The sequence below is a fragment of the Henriciella sp. genome, from assembly GCF_029936995.1.
Classification (GTDB): Bacteria; Pseudomonadota; Alphaproteobacteria; order Caulobacterales; family Hyphomonadaceae; genus Henriciella.
The window spans coordinates 1-17,100 of record NZ_JAPYRE010000011.1 but is presented as its reverse complement, the minus strand read 5'-3'; the positions used below and the strand labels follow the sequence as shown (position 1 = coordinate 17,100).

The 17,100-nt window shown below is 61.2% G+C and carries 18 protein-coding genes; 3 read left to right on the top strand and 15 right to left on the bottom strand.

All coding sequences use genetic code 11. The features are described from left to right. Positions 1-3: 3 nt before the first annotated feature. Genes Q1K31_RS16100 through Q1K31_RS16090 form a run of 3 tightly spaced genes read right to left on the bottom strand, consistent with a single transcriptional unit; the run spans position 4 to position 3,755 of the window. Positions 4-1,107: a DUF2231 domain-containing protein gene (locus Q1K31_RS16100; protein WP_300381865.1), complete on the bottom strand. Its 1,104-nt coding sequence runs from the start codon at positions 1,105-1,107 to the stop codon at positions 4-6. 9 nt (positions 1,108-1,116) lie between these two features. Then, positions 1,117-1,920, bottom strand: a complete 804-nt coding sequence (locus Q1K31_RS16095) for a copper resistance protein B (protein ID WP_300381862.1) — start codon at positions 1,918-1,920, stop codon at positions 1,117-1,119. Beyond that, entirely contained in the window at positions 1,917-3,755 is a 1,839-nt protein-coding gene (locus Q1K31_RS16090) for a copper resistance system multicopper oxidase (protein ID WP_300381859.1), read from the bottom strand. The genes Q1K31_RS16095 and Q1K31_RS16090 overlap by 4 nt, the downstream gene beginning before the upstream one ends. 780 nt (positions 3,756-4,535) lie before the next feature. On the opposite strand from Q1K31_RS16090, the gene Q1K31_RS16085 reads away from it, so the two are divergent. Beyond that, positions 4,536-4,751 (top strand): helix-turn-helix domain-containing protein, encoded by a 216-nt coding sequence (locus Q1K31_RS16085; protein ID WP_300381856.1) that lies wholly within the window; start codon positions 4,536-4,538, stop codon positions 4,749-4,751. An 89-nt stretch (positions 4,752-4,840) separates the two neighbouring features. On the opposite strand, the gene Q1K31_RS16080 is transcribed toward Q1K31_RS16085, so the two are convergent. From Q1K31_RS16080 to trbB, 11 genes are read right to left on the bottom strand one after another with little or no spacing between them, the layout of a single operon-like run. Then, the gene (locus Q1K31_RS16080) at positions 4,841-5,161 is read right to left on the bottom strand and encodes a DUF736 domain-containing protein (RefSeq protein ID WP_300381855.1); all 321 of its coding nucleotides are present in this window, start codon (positions 5,159-5,161) and stop codon (positions 4,841-4,843) included. Positions 5,162-5,165: 4 nt separating this feature from the next. Next, positions 5,166-5,402: a DUF2274 domain-containing protein gene (locus tag Q1K31_RS16075; protein WP_300381853.1), complete on the bottom strand. Its 237-nt coding sequence runs from the start codon at positions 5,400-5,402 to the stop codon at positions 5,166-5,168. After that, positions 5,399-6,670, bottom strand: coding sequence for a TrbI/VirB10 family protein (locus Q1K31_RS16070; protein ID WP_300381851.1), 1,272 nt, complete (start codon positions 6,668-6,670; stop codon positions 5,399-5,401). Before Q1K31_RS16070 ends, Q1K31_RS16075 begins: the two co-directional genes overlap by 4 nt. Before the next feature lie 2 nt (positions 6,671-6,672). Next, the gene (gene trbG, locus Q1K31_RS16065) at positions 6,673-7,701 is read right to left on the bottom strand and encodes a P-type conjugative transfer protein TrbG (protein WP_300381848.1); all 1,029 of its coding nucleotides are present in this window, start codon (positions 7,699-7,701) and stop codon (positions 6,673-6,675) included. A gap of 4 nt (positions 7,702-7,705) precedes the next feature. Further along, positions 7,706-8,398, bottom strand: coding sequence for a conjugal transfer protein TrbF (trbF, locus tag Q1K31_RS16060; protein ID WP_300381845.1), 693 nt, complete (start codon positions 8,396-8,398; stop codon positions 7,706-7,708). A gap of 3 nt (positions 8,399-8,401) precedes the next feature. Beyond that, positions 8,402-9,712 (bottom strand): P-type conjugative transfer protein TrbL, encoded by a 1,311-nt coding sequence (gene trbL, locus Q1K31_RS16055; protein ID WP_300381842.1) that lies wholly within the window; start codon positions 9,710-9,712, stop codon positions 8,402-8,404. Further along, positions 9,712-10,416: a P-type conjugative transfer protein TrbJ gene (gene trbJ / locus Q1K31_RS16050; RefSeq protein WP_300381839.1), complete on the bottom strand. Its 705-nt coding sequence runs from the start codon at positions 10,414-10,416 to the stop codon at positions 9,712-9,714. The genes trbL and trbJ overlap by 1 nt, the downstream gene beginning before the upstream one ends. Next, entirely contained in the window at positions 10,413-12,893 is a 2,481-nt protein-coding gene (trbE, locus tag Q1K31_RS16045; protein ID WP_300381836.1) for a conjugal transfer protein TrbE, read from the bottom strand. Before trbE ends, trbJ begins: the two co-directional genes overlap by 4 nt. Further along, the gene (locus Q1K31_RS16040; protein WP_300381833.1) at positions 12,887-13,141 is read right to left on the bottom strand and encodes a VirB3 family type IV secretion system protein; all 255 of its coding nucleotides are present in this window, start codon (positions 13,139-13,141) and stop codon (positions 12,887-12,889) included. The genes trbE and Q1K31_RS16040 overlap by 7 nt, the downstream gene beginning before the upstream one ends. After that, positions 13,141-13,449: a TrbC/VirB2 family protein gene (locus Q1K31_RS16035; protein WP_300381936.1), complete on the bottom strand. Its 309-nt coding sequence runs from the start codon at positions 13,447-13,449 to the stop codon at positions 13,141-13,143. Before Q1K31_RS16035 ends, Q1K31_RS16040 begins: the two co-directional genes overlap by 1 nt. A 23-nt stretch (positions 13,450-13,472) precedes the next feature. Continuing rightward, entirely contained in the window at positions 13,473-14,468 is a 996-nt protein-coding gene (gene trbB, locus Q1K31_RS16030; RefSeq protein WP_300381830.1) for a P-type conjugative transfer ATPase TrbB, read from the bottom strand. A 472-nt stretch (positions 14,469-14,940) separates the two neighbouring features. Here trbB and Q1K31_RS16025 point away from each other — a divergent pair, with 472 nt between their 5' ends. Together Q1K31_RS16025 and Q1K31_RS16020 are read left to right on the top strand one after the other, a co-directional pair. Continuing rightward, positions 14,941-15,795 carry a DUF2285 domain-containing protein gene (locus tag Q1K31_RS16025; protein WP_300381827.1) on the top strand — a complete coding sequence of 285 codons (855 nt, stop codon included), beginning with the start codon at positions 14,941-14,943 and terminating at the stop codon, positions 15,793-15,795. 94 nt (positions 15,796-15,889) lie between these two features. Beyond that, positions 15,890-16,222, top strand: a complete 333-nt coding sequence (locus tag Q1K31_RS16020) for an excalibur calcium-binding domain-containing protein (protein WP_300381824.1) — start codon at positions 15,890-15,892, stop codon at positions 16,220-16,222. Positions 16,223-16,295: 73 nt separating this feature from the next. Here the strand turns inward: Q1K31_RS16020 and Q1K31_RS16015 are convergent, their stop codons facing one another. After that, complete coding sequence (locus Q1K31_RS16015) at positions 16,296-16,985, bottom strand: SOS response-associated peptidase (RefSeq protein ID WP_300381822.1); 690 nt, start codon at positions 16,983-16,985, stop codon at positions 16,296-16,298. Positions 16,986-17,100 lie beyond the last annotated feature (115 nt).

Genomic DNA, 17,100 nt, shown 5'->3' with positions numbered 1-17,100 from the left:
GTTCTATTGCCTGGAAGCTCTTGAGGACGAATGTGTATGCACGACCTTCCAGTCCTTATCGATCTTGCGAAAGAGCAAGGTCTGCTTGCCCCTGCGGTCGAGCTGGTCACCGCTGGCGGCGAGTGTGCCCTGGATCGTGGTGTCTGCAACGGCCCATGCGAAACCGTCGTCTTCAAAGTGGACGTCTATATTCGAGAAGCCCAGTTCGAGGTCGGGTATTGCATCTTTCTCCGGTTCGACATGGTTTTCGACCAGGTCATCAAGGCCAGTGTTTCCGCCCCCGGATTCGAAGTATCTCGCCCCGTCCCAGTCCAGAAAATAAGTGCGGAACGGCTCGCCGTTTCCGGTCTCCCAGCCTGTCTCGACGGCTTCAATGATATCCAGAATGGCCTGTTCTTCGGGCGAGGCCGGCGCAGCATCATGATGACCGTCGGAATTGTCATGACCAGCCGGCACATCCGTTTCTTCATCGGTTTCATCAGATTGGTCAGCGGAGCCATGATCGTGATCATGTCCATCGCCACCATGACCTTCAGGGTCAGCCGTGCCTGCGGCAGTTGTGCCATCTGTGTCCTGATGGTCGTCGGTTTCTGAAGCCTCTTGGGAATCGCCATGACCTGCGCCATCCCCATGATCATGATCGTGTCCCGGGCCGCTCGCTTCCGGCAGGCTCTGCACACCAAGACCATATTTGTAGACAATGGTTCCGCCCCACCAGGCGGTCACGGTCAGCAGTCCTGCAACGACGATAGAGGCCAGTGCGAAGAGCGCACCCGGTGCCGAGGTCCTGCGGATCCAGCGCCAGGCTGCGAGCGCGAGCAGGGCAAGGCCGCTCGGGACAGCCCAGTTGCGATGCGTCGTCATCGCTTCATGCGATGGCCCGTCATGCGCGACGCTATAGTAGGCCTGGAAACCTGCTGCGATGGTCGCGATGACGGCGATGGAGGCGAATGCCAGCATCCAGTCTGCCGCCGGGCGCAGGCTGTCGCGCATGCGGCCGCCAGGCAGGAGAAGTGTGCCGACATAGGCAAGGGCTGCCGAGATGCCGAGCGCATATGTGAAATGTACGAGAACGGGGTGGATATTCGGTTCGATGAAATTTTCCATGGGAAACTCCTAGTACCAGGCCCTGAGACCGATGAGGAAAACCGCCTGGTCTGCCTCGCCGCCAGCTGCTTCTATGATGTCGCGGGTCCCGCCGAATGCGCTTTGCCACTCGACGCCCACATAGGGGCCGAACTCGCGGCGGATGTCGTAACGTAGGCGAACACCTGTATTGACGCCGGTAACGCCAGAGCCCGTTTCAAGCTCCGGTATGTTCTGCGCGGACAGTTCGATTTCCGCGCGTGGCTGAAGGACGAGGCGCTGGGTCAGATGAAGATCGTATTCGGCCTCGATACGTGAGGTTAGGTCGCCATCCGTGCTGAGGAAGGCGGCCGCATCGACCTCGAACCAGTAGGGGGCCAGCCCCTGAACCCCAAGCACGGCATGCGTTCGTCCGCCAGGTTCGAGATCGTAGCGAAGACCGGCCTGCAGGTCGAAGTAGCGCGAATACGCACGCGACCACAGCGCCTGGACTTCGGCTTCCTCGACTTCGTCCGCGTCCAGGGACACATCGCCTTCAGTCTTGATCCAGAGCTTGTTGATGTCGCCACCATACCAGCCCTGACCGTCCCACAGGAGCGTGTCCTCATCATCGGTGAACTGGACCTCAAGCCGGTCGGCCATGATCATGTAAGCCGGTTGAGCGCCGCCTTCTGCCTGTATTCCCTTGCGGGCTTCGGCCATGGCATCTTCTCCGTAGATATCATCAGCCTGGTGCCAGGGCGGTGATTGCGGAGCTTCCTGCGCAAGCGCTGCAGTTATGGATGCCGGGGAGAAAAGTGTAACGAGGGCTATAGCTGTTGAGCGAAACATCATGAGTGGTCCTCCCCGTGTTTCATGGCGCCATGGTCCATCGGCATGGAACTGTTGCTGGTGCTGGCTTCTCCTTCCGGAATCACGCTCACGACCTGCATCATGCCGGCATGCATGTGGTAGAGCAGGTGACAGTGAAACGCCCAGTCGCCGACATGCTCGGCACTGATATCGACGCTGACCTTGTCCGCAGGCTTGACGATGACCGTATGCTTGCGTGGCATGTGATGTCCGCCACCATTGACGAGATCGAAAAACATCCCGTGAAGGTGGATCGGGTGCGGCATCATCGTGTCATTGATCAGGGTAAGGCGGACCCGCTCACCCTCATAGAACTTGATGGACTCGGTCACTTCGGAAAACTTCACGCCATCGAACGACCACATATAGCGTTCCATGTTCGAGGTCAGGTGAACAACGACCTCACGGCCGGGCGCCCTGTGGTCCTCGTTCATCTCCAGCGCGCGTAGCTGGCTGTAAGTGAGGGTCCGGTGGGGCACGTCATCGAGACCGATCCCCGGCTCATCCAGCCGGCTCATCGGCATGGCCGCGACATTCGCGACGCCCGGTCCGCGCTCGATATCCGCTTCGATGACCTTTGCGGGCTGAACGGATGGCCCGTTCGGATCGGGCTTCATGCTCATGCCGCCCGTATCGTGCCCCTTCATGTCATGAGCGGCCGCACCGTCCATGTTCATGCTGTCCGCTTTGTCTTCCGATCCGCGGTCCATGCCGGACATCCCATCCATCATGCTATGATCCATGCCCATGTCCCGCATGGTGAGCATGGGAACCGGCCGCATAGTGGGTTCGGTGGCACGCATACCCGGACGCGGGCCGAGGGTGGCGACAGCCTGCCCCGACCGGTCGATGGACTCGGCCACGAAGGCATAGGCGCGTTCTTCGGTGGGTTCGACAATGATATCGTAGGTCTCAGCCACGCCCATCTGGAACTCATCCGTCTCGACCGGCTGGACGTTCAGGCCATCGGAGGCGACGACCGTCATGGGCAAGCCCGGCAGGCGGACATTGAACAGCGTCATCGCCGCGGCGTTGATGATCCTGAGGCGCACTTTTTCACCGGGTCTGAAAACCATGTTGAAATTGTCTTCGGTCGACTGGCCATTGATCAGATAGGTATAGGTTGCCCCCGTCACGTCAGCGAGGTCGCGTGGGCTCATGCGCATCCGGCCCCACATGCCGCCAAGCCCTTTCGGTTCTGAGAGCGTTGGCTGGTTGAAGTTCAGGCTTTCGGCATTCTTCTTCAGCTTGCCAAAAAGCCGGTGCGGGTCTGTAAAGCTCCAGTCGCTGAGCACGAGCACATATTCGCGGTCATATGAAACCGGGTCGGTACCGGCCGGATCAATGACGATTGGACCGTAATGCCCGAGCTGTTCCTGGAGACCGGAATGGGAGTGATACCAGTAGGTGCCGTTTTGGGGGATCCTGAATTTGTAACTGAAGGTTTCGCCGGGTTTGATGCCTGGAAAACTGACCCCCGGCACACCATCCATGTGGAAGGGTACAAGCAGTCCGTGCCAGTGAATCGAGGTATCTTCCTCAAGTCTGTTGGTGACGTTCAGTGTGACATCATCACCTTCCCGGAACCGGAGCAGGGGGGCTGGCAGCGTGCCATTGATACCTGTTGCCATTCCGGCTTTGCCGCCAATGCGCACCGGAAATCTGGATATGTCGAGATCGAATTCGGTCCCCTGAAGGGACGGAATGCCGAGATTGCCAGCACTCGCGGATCTGGCCCATGCGGGAAGCAGGCTCGTGGCCCCGTATGCTGCGCCAGCGCCAAGCGCTGTCTGAAGTAAATGTCGTCTGTTTAACACGTCAGTCTCCATTAATTGGGGATGTGGCTGAAACAGTCTGCTTTCGCAGACGCGCACAAACTCAATTCTGGAGCCGAACCTTAAGTGTCAGGGGCGTATGTGTGAGGGATGGACTTCGCCAGTTCTGGCCAATAGGTCCATCATCCCGGTCCGGCTTAACGGGTCCGGCCGTCGCCCCAGTTTCTGCTAGCCCGCTGTTCTCCGGCGCTTGGGCATTGCCTTTCTTCACAGATTCGTCGGCCTGTTTGACCGTCACTGAGTTCACGTCGCAGGACGAATTCTTGTGATCGCAGGAATCGCTGTGCTCGCTCACACTGGACGTGTGTGAATGGGCGATAATGGAGGTGGCTTCGGCTGAAACTGGCGTTGCAGTGAAAGGACAAGCGCAAAGCAGTTGAGACAGGCTGAAGGCCAGCATCACCAATGTAGAAGCGATTGCGTTCATAAACTGATTGTATACCCCGTGGGGGTTTTTTTCAAGTGGCCTTTTTTTGCGATTGCTTCATGAGATCCAGGGGCTCTGCTCGTGCCAGGCGGTGGTGGCAGATGTCTCCGAGCGTGGATTGCTAACTGACGCCGACAGACAGCGCGCTTGATCCTGGCTTGGCATCACTTTTCGGTTTCAGATGATCGATTAGTCCCAGCCTTGCGGTTTTTTGCGTTGTTCAGCGAAGGTTCCGACATTGATGAGGGCGCAGGCGTGGCGTGAGATGATCCTACCGAGCTGGAAGCATGTGAGCCAGGTATTCCTAAAGCGCTAGATTTCTTCCTGCGGTAAGAATGACCATGATCAGCAATGCCAGGGAGTTTGGAGAAATGGTTGCGCGTGCGCGCAAAGGACTGGGTATAACCCAGCGCGAACTCGCACTTGCCATAAATTCGGGGGAACGTTTCATTGTCGATCTCGAAGCTGGCAAACCCACAGTGCAGCTCGGCAAGGCACTCGCTGCCGCCAGAGCGGCCGGCATACGCCTTGAAGACGCTTCAAGCCGATGAGTGCCACGATGCTGCGGTACTGGGGGTCTCAACCGAAGATGTTATCGGATTGATCTCTGAGTCGGGGCGCGATGCTGCTTGCGATACTTCTATCCTTCCTTTGTCTTCGGCCGGGTCCACACCATGACGCCTGTTCTGTCTTCCTCATTCTCGAAGAAGGCTGCGCGCATTGGTGCGGGGAGGACCGGGTCATCGAGCTTGACCGACAGGTACGGCGTTTCACCTTTCTTGGATTCCTCGCGCCAGGCGGCGCCGAGTTCAGCGCCGCCCGCATAGAGCCGGAAGTCCGGGGCACCATCACTCGCCTTGTCGGTATTTGGCACGAGCTGGGCTTTGACATTGATGGTCAGGGTCCGGATGGTGCCGGTATATCTTCCATCCTTGAGTGCAAACGATCCTATCTGTGCCATGGAGTTATCCTTCGCTGCTGGCATTGGCGTGAAGCGCCTTGCGGGCGCGTTTGAACCCGGCATCCTGCCGGAGAAAATGTTCGAGCATGGCGGGGATCAGCACTTCAGCCTTTTCTTCCACGCCATAGGCCTGGCGGTAGATCTCGGCATAGTCGGTGAGCGCGACCGCAAGATCCGGATCGACCGCGATGCTCATGCGGACCGGTGTGCGGTCAGGGAGTTTGTCGAGGCGCAAGGTCATTGGCGGGGTCCTTGTCTATAGGGTCTGAGGATGAGGTCGCGTGTCACGACCACGCGCACCGGCCAGCCGGGCCGCACGCGAATGGTTGGCTGGATGCCGAGATTGCGGTCGACGGCGCGTTGTCCCGCCTCATTCAGGGTCTCGCTGGTGCCGCGCCGGATCGCGCGTTCGATGCTTCCTTGTTCATCGCTGCCGAGCTCGGTTCCTATGCCGAGGATCGTGGCAAGGCCTGCAGCCACGAACACACGGTCCCAGTGATGGTCGGTGCGATCCGAGAGGCCGACAAAGCCCTGACGGTCCGCACCGGGGGCCGAGATCGCGATGGAGGCCCCATTGGGAAAGATGATCCGCTCCCAGACGAGAAGCGCACGGTCCTGGCCGAAGGAAACGTCCGACTGGTAACGCCCAATCAGGCGGGCCCCTTGCGGGATAAGGAGAAACTGTCCTGTGACCGTGTCATAGACCGGTTGGGTCACCTGGGCGATGAGGGTGCCAGGAAGGTCGCTATTGAGACCGGTGACAAGACTTGCCGGGATCAGTGTGCCGGCCATCACCTGGTAGGGCGAAGCGGGGTCTTTGATCTCGTGCGGATTGTTGGTGTCGATATCGCGGTCGTCGTTTGCGAAAGCCTGCTTGCGGTCCTGTGGGCTGCTGTTGGCAGATCGGCCCGGCATGGAGGGTGTTCCTTGCGGGTTCGCGGCGAGCGCCAGGAGTTGCGCGCCGATATCGAAGGCGGGATCGGCAGGTGATGCAGGGCCTTTTGCGGCAGGTGTCTGGCCTGTCTGAGCGCCGAGCTGGAAGAAAACCGGAGCGCGGGCCGCTTCTTCCGCCATCGCCGCCTCGCGCATCCGGCGGGCGCGTTGGGCTTCCTCGGCCGGGTTTGGACGGAAGTCATCCTCGAACCGTGCCACATGTTCCGGTTCCAGTCCCAGCTCGCGCTCGGCCGCGAGCATGGTGGCACCGAGATCGCCAGACAGGGGCGGGCCGAGTGGTTTGACCGGCGCCGGACGGATATCGTCATAGCCTGCAGGCAGCTCAGAGAGGGTGTCGGGTTTGCGCGTGTTTACTGTGTTGTAGAGGTCCGGGCGGCTGGCCGCTTCTCTGGCTGCGGGTGGCTTGAGGGCGAGGCTTGCGGCGGCAAACAGGCCGAGGGTGCCGAGCCCTGCAATTACCAGAAGGAGTTTGCGGTTTATACGGGTGACGGGTCTGGGGCCCGAACGGATTTTCAGCCGTTCGGCATGTTCGTCGAAGGGCACGGGGTCTGACATGCTCAGCCCCCGAACAGGGCAGCGAGCCCGGTGCGCCGTTCGGTGCGGGCAATCCGCACGACGGTCTGGTCCTTTTCGCCGAGACGCAGCTCGGCGGCCCGGAACAGCCGGTCGACAATGTAGTAGCTGCCACGCACACGGTAGTTGACCAGCTCGGCCTCGCCTTTCGCGCCCAGGACGAAGAGCGGCGGCATGTCGGTTGTCGTGATCCTGTCCGGCATCTGGATGAAGACCTGGCGGCCATCGTCGAACACGCGGACGGGTTTCCAGTCCGGACTGTCACCGGAGAGCGAATAGTCAAAATTGAGGTTTTCCAGGGCGAGCCCGCTTTCTATGGAGGCGGCTTCGCGTTCAATCGCCAGCTCATTGCGCACGGTGAGGCGCGCGATTTCATCGGCCGGATAGCGCCAGGAGAGGGCGGCCATATAGCCGGCGTCCACGCTTTCCAGTTCGAGATGGTAGGTCCGCCGGTCGGTGGCGATCATCAGATTGGTGCCGATGCCGGCACTGATGGGTTTGACGAGGACGTGTGCACGCGACTTTGCACCAGAGCCCGATTGGGTATCGCCGACCACCCAGCGCACCGTGTCGCCGGCCGAAACCGAGACAAGCGCCTCGCCGGGCTGCAAGGCAATGTCGCTCACCTGGCCGGGGCTGGCATAGAGCCTGTAGAGCGCACCTTCGGTATAGGGATAGACCTGCACAGCGTTCACATAACCATCGACGGACGGCTCGATGAGCGCGCTTTCCCGGCCTTCAGCGATCGTGCCTGCGGGATCGGCCTCCTGGCTTTCCGGCGATTGGCCGATAGCGCCGTCATCGCCGGTCCTGGCATGGAGGCCAATCGGTTTGAGTTGACCGGGCAAGGGCAGGGCGACCGGCGTTTCGACAATCTCGACCGAGCGCTCATACACCTCTTCCGCCGGTGTCGCCGCGACAAAGGCTTCAGCACTGACCGGTTCAGGCGCGGGGGTGGTGCTGCACGCAGCGGCGAGTCCAAGGGCCGGGCTGGCAAGTAGAATGCGGAACATGGGGTCAGTCTCCTGTAACAAGGTCCTGGCCCCAGTTGAGGCTGTGGACATAAAGGCCGAGGGGATTGGCGCGCAGGGTCTCTGCATCAGACGGGGGCTGGATGATGACGGAGAACAGACCTGTGAACCTTGTGGCGTCGACCAGGGCGCCGTTCTCATAGCTCTTCTCGATCCAGCGGGCCTGGAAGCTGTCGCCCGAGATGCGCACCACGCTCACCACCTCGACGGTGCGGGACTTGCGCCCGATCCCGGCGAATGGGTCATTGGCCTTTGCGTAAGCATTCAGCGTCGTGGACGCTTCAGACGTCACATAGTCATACGCGCTGAGCCAGTTCTCCCGTACGACAACAGGATCTATCGAGAGGCCGCGCACGCGCTGGATGAAGTTGGCGAGATGGTGCGCGATCTGGGCGTCGGTCGGACTGTAATGCGCGGTCGCGGGCGCAACGGCGCGGGCTGCGCCAGTCTCGTCGACCTCGACGACATAGGGGGTCACCGTCGAAACCGTGGACCGCCAGATCAAGGCCGCCGAGGTGAAGACGCAGAGCCCCAGACATCCAAGCGCCATCAGCCGCCAGTTCTTCGCCTGGACGCGGGCGGATCCGATGCGTTCATCCCAGACCTGACCTGCTTTCTGATAGGGGGTCTCGGGAAAGGGACCTGGTCCATAGCTGGTGGAAGATCGCTTGAAGATCATGGCCTAGTCGTCCTTGTCCTGGAGGCTGGGAGCTGCACCGGGTGCGCCCCGGTCGCCGTCGCGCAGGCTATGGGCTGCGATCTGGCCGGCCTGGCTCGTGGTCTGGCGGGTCTGCATGCGCCGAGCCCAGCCGGGGCGTGAGCCTGGAGTGCCGGATGGAGACTTGGTGTCGGCGCCTCCGGTGCCGCCGGTTGTGCGCCAGGCTTTCTGGCTGCCCTGCTGGTAGGCGTCTTTCAGCGATTGCACAGGCCGGCCTGCTGTCCGGCGAAGGCCGTCACCCCCCGCCCGGGCCACCCCGGCAAGACCGCCAGCCATCGCGCCCGGACCTGCCGTGCCTGCCGTCGCCGCCCCCATGGCATAGGATGTGCGGGTGCCACCCGCCATGGAGGCCCCGGCCTTGATGGCAGACGATGTGCCACCTGCCACTGCGCCAAGCACGGCGCGTCCGCCCATGCTGGCGACATAGGTGCCGGCCGCGGCCCCGGCGACCGCGCCTGCAGCCGAACCGGCCCCGAGCTGCGGGGCACCGGTGATCAGGCCGCTGGCAATGCCCGGGGCGAATATCCCCATCCAGAAGAAGACGAGAGAGGCGAGCACCGTGCCCATGACCTGGGCCAGTGTGACATCCTCGCCTGTCCTGAACGCATCGGTCACGGAGCTGAACAGGGTCGACCCGATGCCGATGATGACGGCAAGCACCATCAGCTTGATGCCCGAAGTAATGACATTTCCAAGGACACGCTCGGCCAGGAAAGCCGTCTTGTTCCAGAGTGCGAAGGGGACGAGGACAAAGCCGGCCAGCGTCGTCAGCTTGAACTCCAGGATGGTGATGAAGAGCTGCACCGCCAGTACGAAGAAGGCAGCCATGATGATCGCCCAGGCGATGAACATCACCGCGATCATGACGAAGTTATGGAAGAAGGCGATCGGCCCGGCCATATCGGCGATCTCCTCAAGCAGGGGCTGGGCGGCATCCAGGCCGACGCCGGCGATGAAGCCGGGGCGCAAGAGGTCGGCCGCCGTGATTGTCCCGCCCCCGGCGGTCAGGCCAAGACGGGCGAAGCTGTCGAACACGATACCGGCCAGGAGCGAGAAATTGCCGATGATGAAGGCGAAGAATCCGACATAGAGGACTTTCTTCAAAAGCCCGGCAATAACGTCAGCATTCTGCGAGAGGGCCCAGAACAGGCCGGCCAGCGTGATGTCGATGGCGATCAGCGTGGTCGTGAGATAGGCGACGTCGCCGGCCAGAAGCCCAAATCCGCTATCGATATAGCTGATGAAAGTGGCGAGGAATGTGTCAATCACATCCATCAGTCGCGGGCTCCGAGGAAAGTGCGGGTACGCGTCCGCCCGCGCTCTGCCTCCGCGAGCTGGCGCGCGCGCTCCAGCGCCTCGGCGCGATAGTGCGAGGCCATCATGGCTTCCATCTGCATCAGCTGCTGGATCTGCAGGGCGCCGATCTGGTTTCCCGCCTGGGCAGCCTGGAGATTGCCGGCCGCCGACTGGCTGTCTGCGATCAGCCGGTCCAGGTTTTCGCTGTCGGTGCGTGCCGAGGAGACGACTTCAGCCGTGACAGCAAGGCTTTCACGATAGGCCGCGCGCGACTGGTGCCAGCGGGCGCGGGCCTGTTCGACGAGGATGCGCTGCTCCGGCGGTGTTTCGCCATAACTCTCCGGGTAGAGGACCTCATAGTCGTGTTCGATCTCAGCGACGCCATAGCCGATGCCTTCGGCCTCGCGCATCAGCCTGTCGACCGCCTGCATCCGGGCGAGAATGTCCCCTGCGATACTGTCGGGCAGGTTTTCAAGATCCCGCGCCATGTTTTCCAGCATCTCGATCTCATTGGTGAGCTGCTGGAGCTGGTTGTTGATCTGCTGCGGGGCACGCACGGCCTGATAGATGTTCTGGATGTGATTGGCTGGATCGTAGACGGTCCATTGTGCGGCCGCCGGGGGCATGGGAAGGACCGAAGAAGACGTAACCCAAAGAAACGCGGAGAGACAGAGACGTTTCATTCTGAGGCCTCCCGCTCTCCCGCGATCGTGCCGGAAATCTCGGCCGGATCGAGGGGCTCCTGTACCGGGCCGGGCCAGCGGGCCAGAAGCTCAGCCGCCCAGGAGAGACCCTTTGCATTGAGGAAGGTCGCAGCGAAGTCTCCGGGAGGTGCCTCTGCAAGCGCCCGGTCAATCCGCGCCTGGTCGACCGGACCCGACGCACCGCAAAGACCAAGCGCAAGAGGGCCGAGACCGAGTTCGAAGACCCGGCAGCCCAATGGCGACTGATAGTAATAGTCACGCTTCGCGGTTGCCTGGCTGATCAGCTCGACCTGCCGGGCGTTCAGCCCGAACCGCTCATAGGTCTCGCGGCTTTGCGGTTCCTGTGCCCGTTCATTGGGCAGAAAGATCCGTGTCGGGCAGGACTCGATCAGAGCGGGGGCGATGGAGCTGTCGGCGATATCGGCCAGCGACTGGGTCGCGAACACGACGGCGACATTCTTCTTGCGCAATGTCTTCAGCCATTCGCGGAGGCGTGCGGCGAACATGACATCGTCGAGGAATACCCAGGCCTCGTCGAGAATGAGCAGGGTGGGGCGTCCGTCAAAACGCGCCTCGAGCCTGTGAAACAGATAGGTGATAACCGGCGCGGCGGCACCTTTTGCATGCATCAGCTCTTCCATCTCGAAACAGACCGTGTCTGCGAGGCTCAGGCTTTCTTCATCGGCATCGAGAAGGCGGCCATGCGGACCGTCCAGTGTGAAGGGGTGAAGGGCCGATCTGAGCATCTCCTCCTGCAGCATGAGCGTGAGGCCTGTCAGGGTGCGCTCGGCCACCGGTGCCGAAGCGAGCGACTGGATCGCGTCCCAGAGGTTGGCTTTGAGTGCGGGCGTCATGGTGACACCTTCCTGGGTGCAAAGCCCGGCCAGCCAGCCGGCGGCAAAGCGCGCCCCGGCTCGCTCATGGATGTCCTTCAATGGCTGAAGGCCCGGAGAGGCAGCTCCCCCAAGATCGGCATGTGTCCCGCCCATGGCCAGCGTGGCCGCGCGCGCCGAACCGCCCTTGTCGAAGATGAAAACCTGGGCCTGCCGGTAGCGTCTCCATTGCAGTGCGAGAAGCGATAGCAGGACAGACTTGCCCGCACCGGTTGGCCCGACAACCAGCGTATGGCCGACATCACCGATGTGGAGGTTCAGACGGAAGGGCGTCGTACCATCGGTCTGCGCCTGGATAAGGGCAGGGGCGGCAAGGTGCCGGTTGATGTCCTCACCGGCCCAGACGGCCGAGAGCGGCACCATATGGGCTAGGTTCAGCGTGTGCAGGATGGGCTGGCGGACATTGGCGTAAGGATGGCCGGGCAGTGAGCCGAGCCAGGCATCGACAGCGTTCAGCGTCTCGCGGATCGAGGTGAAACCCCTGCCATTGATGATCCGCTCGGCGATGCGGATATGTTCCTCGACCGTACGGCGGTCGGTGTGTGCGACCGTGAGGGTTGTGGTGACATAGCCATAGGAGACGAGGTCCGAGCCCAGTTCCTGGAGCGCTGCATCGGCATCGCCAGCCTTGTTGTCGGCATCACTGTCCAGCAAAGCGGCCTGCTCATTGAACAGGGTCTCGCGCAGGACAGCGCCGATGGATTTGCGCTTGGCAAACCAGTGGCGGCGCTTCTTCCCGAGCACTTTTTCCGCGTCCGTCTTGTCCATTGCAATGAAGCGGGTTGCCCAGCGATAGGCAAAGCCCTGACGGTTCAGCTCATCGAGGAGTCCGGGCAGGGTCGAGGCCGGAAAACCGGCAATTGTGAGCGTACGCAGGTGCGCCTCGCCCATCATCGGTTCCAGTCCGCCTGCGAACGGCTCGTCGGCCAGGACCGCATCGAGAAAGACCGGCAGTTCCGGCGGGGCGACGGGGTGGCGTTTTGTCGAGATGGTGGTGTGGAGATAGGTCAGGGTCTCGCCGGTATCGAGCCGGACGATCTCGGCAAGGCAGGTGGCCAGCAGGTCGAAGACGCGCTCCGCCTGCTTGTTGAATGTCTCCATCCGGTGGCGCCACGTCGCGGCTTCTTCAGGGGCGGCACGCGTGATCAGTGCCTTCTCGGCCCGCCCCGCCGCATCGGCCGGCGGCAGCCAGAGAAGGGTCAAGTAATAATGGCTTTCGAACCTTGAGGCGGTCTCTTCTGCCTGCAGCGCCCGTTCCTGATCGACCAGCCAGGAGACCGCGTCGGGGAAGTCTGCGTCCGGATAGTCATGCACCTCGCTGCGCTGGGCCTCGAAGAATAGCGCCCATCCCGATCCGAGTCGGCGCAGCACATTATTGACCCGCGCCATGACGGAGACGAGTTCTTCTTCGGTTGAGCTTTCGAGATCGGGGCCGCGATAGCGGAATGTGGTCTGGAAACTGCCATCCTTGTTGAGGATAATGCCCGGCGCGGGCGAACAGGCCCAGGGCAGGTAATCTGCCAGCAGGGCCGGGGTCGCGGCATATTCCCTGAGGTTCAGCATTCCAGATACGCCTTGTGCCGGGTCGAACGACTGGTGACAGCCATGAAATCCGGATCGCTTCGGGCCATGAAGACGGCTGCCGAGTGGCCGAGCAGCCAGAGAAGAAGGCCCGGTATCCAGAGCCGGAGGCCCAGGGCCAGCGCGGCGGCGAGCGTGCCGATCGCAATGGCAGCAGCGCGTGGCGCGCCTGCCATCAGGATCGGTTCGCTCAGTGAGCGATGCAGTGGGATTTCATAGCCTTCGGCCATCAGATGAGCGCTCCGCCGCCGAAGCTGAAAAAGGTGAGGAAGAAGGAAGTGGCGGCAAATGCGATGGAGAGGCCGAACACGATCTGGATCAGCTTGCGTATCCCGCCGGAGGTCTCGCCAAAAGCAAGCGTCAGGCCCGTCAGCGTGATGATGATCACGGCCACGATCCGTGCGACCGGACCTTCGATCGATTGCAGGATCTGGTCGAGCGGGCCCTCCCACGGCATGCCTGTACCCGCCGCATGGGCTGGCGCGGCAAGCGCGAAAGCGAGGGCCAGGCAGGTGGCGGTCTGTGCCACCGGGCGCAGGTCTCTTATCTGGGAAACTTGGATCACGATGTTGGTCCTTGGTTAAGGCGGCAAAGGGAGGCAGAGACGAGCGGCGCAGTGGTGTAGCCATTGCGGTCCAAACCGGTCACGCGCAGGGCCTCCCCGATCCGGCGCTGGCCGCCGGTCCGGCTCAAGAAGACCACCACATCGACCGCCTCGGCGATGAGGTCTTGCGGCGGACGGCTGGTCGCTTCGAGTGTCAGCTGTTCGAGCCGGCGCAGCGCGCCACGGGCTGAATTTGCATGCAGGGTGGTGATCCCGCCGGGATGGCCGGTATTCCACGCCTTAAGGAGATCGAGCGCTTCGCCGCCACGCACCTCACCGACAATGATCCGGTCGGGCCGCAATCTCAGGGTCGATCGGACAAGATGGCTGAGGGAGACGCAATCACGGTGTGTGCGGAGCTGGACGCTATTGGCGGCCGCGCAGCGAAGTTCGCGGGTGTCCTCGAGGATAATGATCCGGTCCTCGCCAAACCCCGGTTCGGCAAGCAGTGCATTTGCAAATGTCGTTTTGCCCGAGGACGTCCCGCCGGCGATGAGAATGTTTGCGCGTGTGTGAATGGCGTCTCGAAGCGCAGCGGCAAGCGCGGGAGACAGCGTACCCTGGTCGATATGATCCTGCAGCGAAAAAAGCGTTGGCGCCGGTTTGCGGATGGAGAAACAGGGGGCTGTCGAGACAGGCGGGAGAAGCCCTTCGAACCGATCGCCGCTGCCGGGGAGTTCTGCAGAGACGATGGAGGATGCGGGCCGAAGGGCCTCTCCCGCCCCGGAGGCCACGAGACGGATGATGCGCTCGCGGTCCGAAGCCTGAAGCTTCTGGTCTGACAGGATGAGGCCGCGCCCGGCTGTCTCGATCCAGACCGAACCGTCGGGATTGGCCATGATTTCGATCGTGTCGGACGCTTCAAGGGCTTCACGCACGACCAGGCAGAAGGCGGTCCTCAGCATGACTGACTGGCGGGTCCTGGTTTCTGTCGCATGTGCCGCATTTGCCATGGTCCGACATCCTTCTGACTGGTCGGACCAATCCTGTCAGGCAAAGGGGATAGGTAGGAGTTGGAGGTGAGGCCAATTCAGGCAGCGGGACGCAGCAATCTGCAAGTCCCGGCGATCGCGCCATTTCGGGACGATATGAGGCGAGGTCCGGGGATCCGAGGTCATCAATGCCGAGCATGAGAGGTCTTGAATGAGTGAGGGACGGGGCCGGCCGCCATGCGCCTGGAGACAGGTTTTGCGCGATGCTGGCAGGTGAGGAGCCGACCGACCGTGGAGATTCGTGTGATACGAGAATCTTCCGATGGTTATTCGGGATTATCCCGATGAGTAAGTTTGGATTCAGAACCAAAGGGTGATGCCGACCTTGTCCGATGTGTAGATAAAACAGCAATTCAGAAAATATGCGTGGTCTGTACTTCTACCCAAAGTGGCATGCCTCTTGCGCGAATTCCGACGAATCCGGGAGTTGGTGATGAAGACCTATACCCTGAAGAATGATGGCGCGCTGAAGCGATATGACTATCTCTGGCGGCTGACACCAGACCGCTGGGCCTGGGAGTACCTCCGGCGCAATCCGCTGTTCCTGGCCGATGCGAAGACGTGGTCGGCTGACAATATCACCGAGGGCTGCGCCTGCCATGACAGGATCAGGCTTGTCCGGCCGCGTGTCAGCCAGTGTCTGGCTGAGCGCTGGGGCCTGGTGCTCATGCCGGATGTTGTCCTGAACGCGATTGAGGCGGATGTAATCTGGCAGCCAGACGTGTTTCCCGACCAGTTTGAAGTCCATGTAAGTCCACGTTCGGCCGATGAGACGTGTGACATTTTCGAGCGTACCGTTCCGATCTGTGAGGTCACTCACATTTCGGACGCGGTCGGGCGGGAATTCCTCCTACTTCGTGGTAAGGGCTGCGTAGTTCAGGTGCGCTGTACGGGCCTGTCACTCCTGAGCCTCGAGCCTGTGCGCATGAAACTCCAGATCTCCGATGTTGAAGCCTATGAACGACAGCTCAAAACCTACAAGCAGGCACTTGCCATCTATGGTCCGGAACCGGATGCCCAGACACCTCTCTGGACCAAGCGGTCACAGATGTTGCGTGATGGGTTGGTCGCGCTTGATTGCCAGGCACTCGGCCTTGGCCGGAAGGAGACCGCATGTGTTCTCTATGGAGCAGAAGCGGTCGAGGCCGAATGGAGCGCTGGAGGTTCGAACATGAAAGACTCCCTGCGCTACCTGTTGAAGAAAGCGGAAGGGCTCCGGGACGGGGGGTATCTGTCGGACCTGCTCGGTTGCCCGTTCGAATTTGAGAACACGCTTTATGAAACCTGACACGCAGGATGCTGACCGGCCAGCCGTCCGTAACTGATTTTATTGTCCGGGGTATTGCTCAATGATAGGTTAGACTCCTGATGTGGAGGGTGAAATGAAACTTCTATCGGTACTGATGCTCTCCTTCATGCTTGGTCTTCCTGCCTTCGCGCATGGCGGCGGGCTCAATGCTCAGGGCTGTCACAATAACCGGAAAACCGGGGACTATCACTGTCACCGTCCGCAATCCTCCTTAGGGACGAAACCCGTTTCCCGCAGGCCGGTGAACGAACAGCCTCAGGCGTTCACACGGCCTGCAACTCCTGCCGGCGGAGCTTTCAGGAATTGTGCGCATGCGCGGTCTGCGGGGGCAGCGCCTGTCAGACGCGGTGATCCGGGATATGGACGGCATCTCGACAGGGACAATGACGGTGTTGGTTGCGAGTAGTCCGTCATCAATGGCACCGGATACAGACTGAATGCAGGAAATCTGTTACCTGGGCAGCCCGGTATGTCGCCGCCTAGATCTCTGCGGCTAGCTCCGCTCCCTGATTGCGGACATTGCCAACCTCGGGCCTGACCGGCCAGGCATGCATTTCCTCCGCCGGGAAGGGGGCAAAAAGATCTTCGACCTTGCCTTCCGAGCTGTCGAGCCAACGGCGATAATTATAGGGATGGAGGATGACAGGCATACGTGTATGCAGGCCCGCCATCACGTCATTCGGGGTGGTGGTGAGGATTGTAAAACTATCAATCTCCGACCCATCGATCATGGCTCTGTCCCATAGTCCGGCAAAGCAGAACCAGCGACGGTTGCGTAGGCCAATACCGAACGGCTGCTTTCTGCCTTTGGGGCCTGTCCATTCATAAAAGCCGCTGGCAGGCACAAGACATCGCCTGTGCCGGAAGGCGCCCCTGAACGTGTTGCTCGTAGCAACGGTTTCCGAGCGGGCATTGAAGGTGGAGAATTTCTTCTCGTTAAGGGGTTTGGTCCACCAGGAAGGCACAAGGCTCCACATGGCTGGCGCTAGTTCTGCGACCGTGTTCCTGCCTGGCTGGTCAGGTTTTAGCCGCAGTATGGGGAGGGTCTGGGTCGGCGCCATGTTGTAGGCAGATTCAGGCGGTTCAATTGCTTGCGGCGGGGAGAGGATCGAAAGCGCTGCGTGATAATCTGCCCAGGTGACGTCGTGTCTGAAATAGCGTCCGCACATGGATAAGAGTCATAAGGCCAGAACGCGGCAAGTCGAGACGTCTCTTGACTCTCGGGCATTAGAACAAAATAAGAACATTATGGATATTGCATCGCTCAAGGCGAAAGGACTGGTC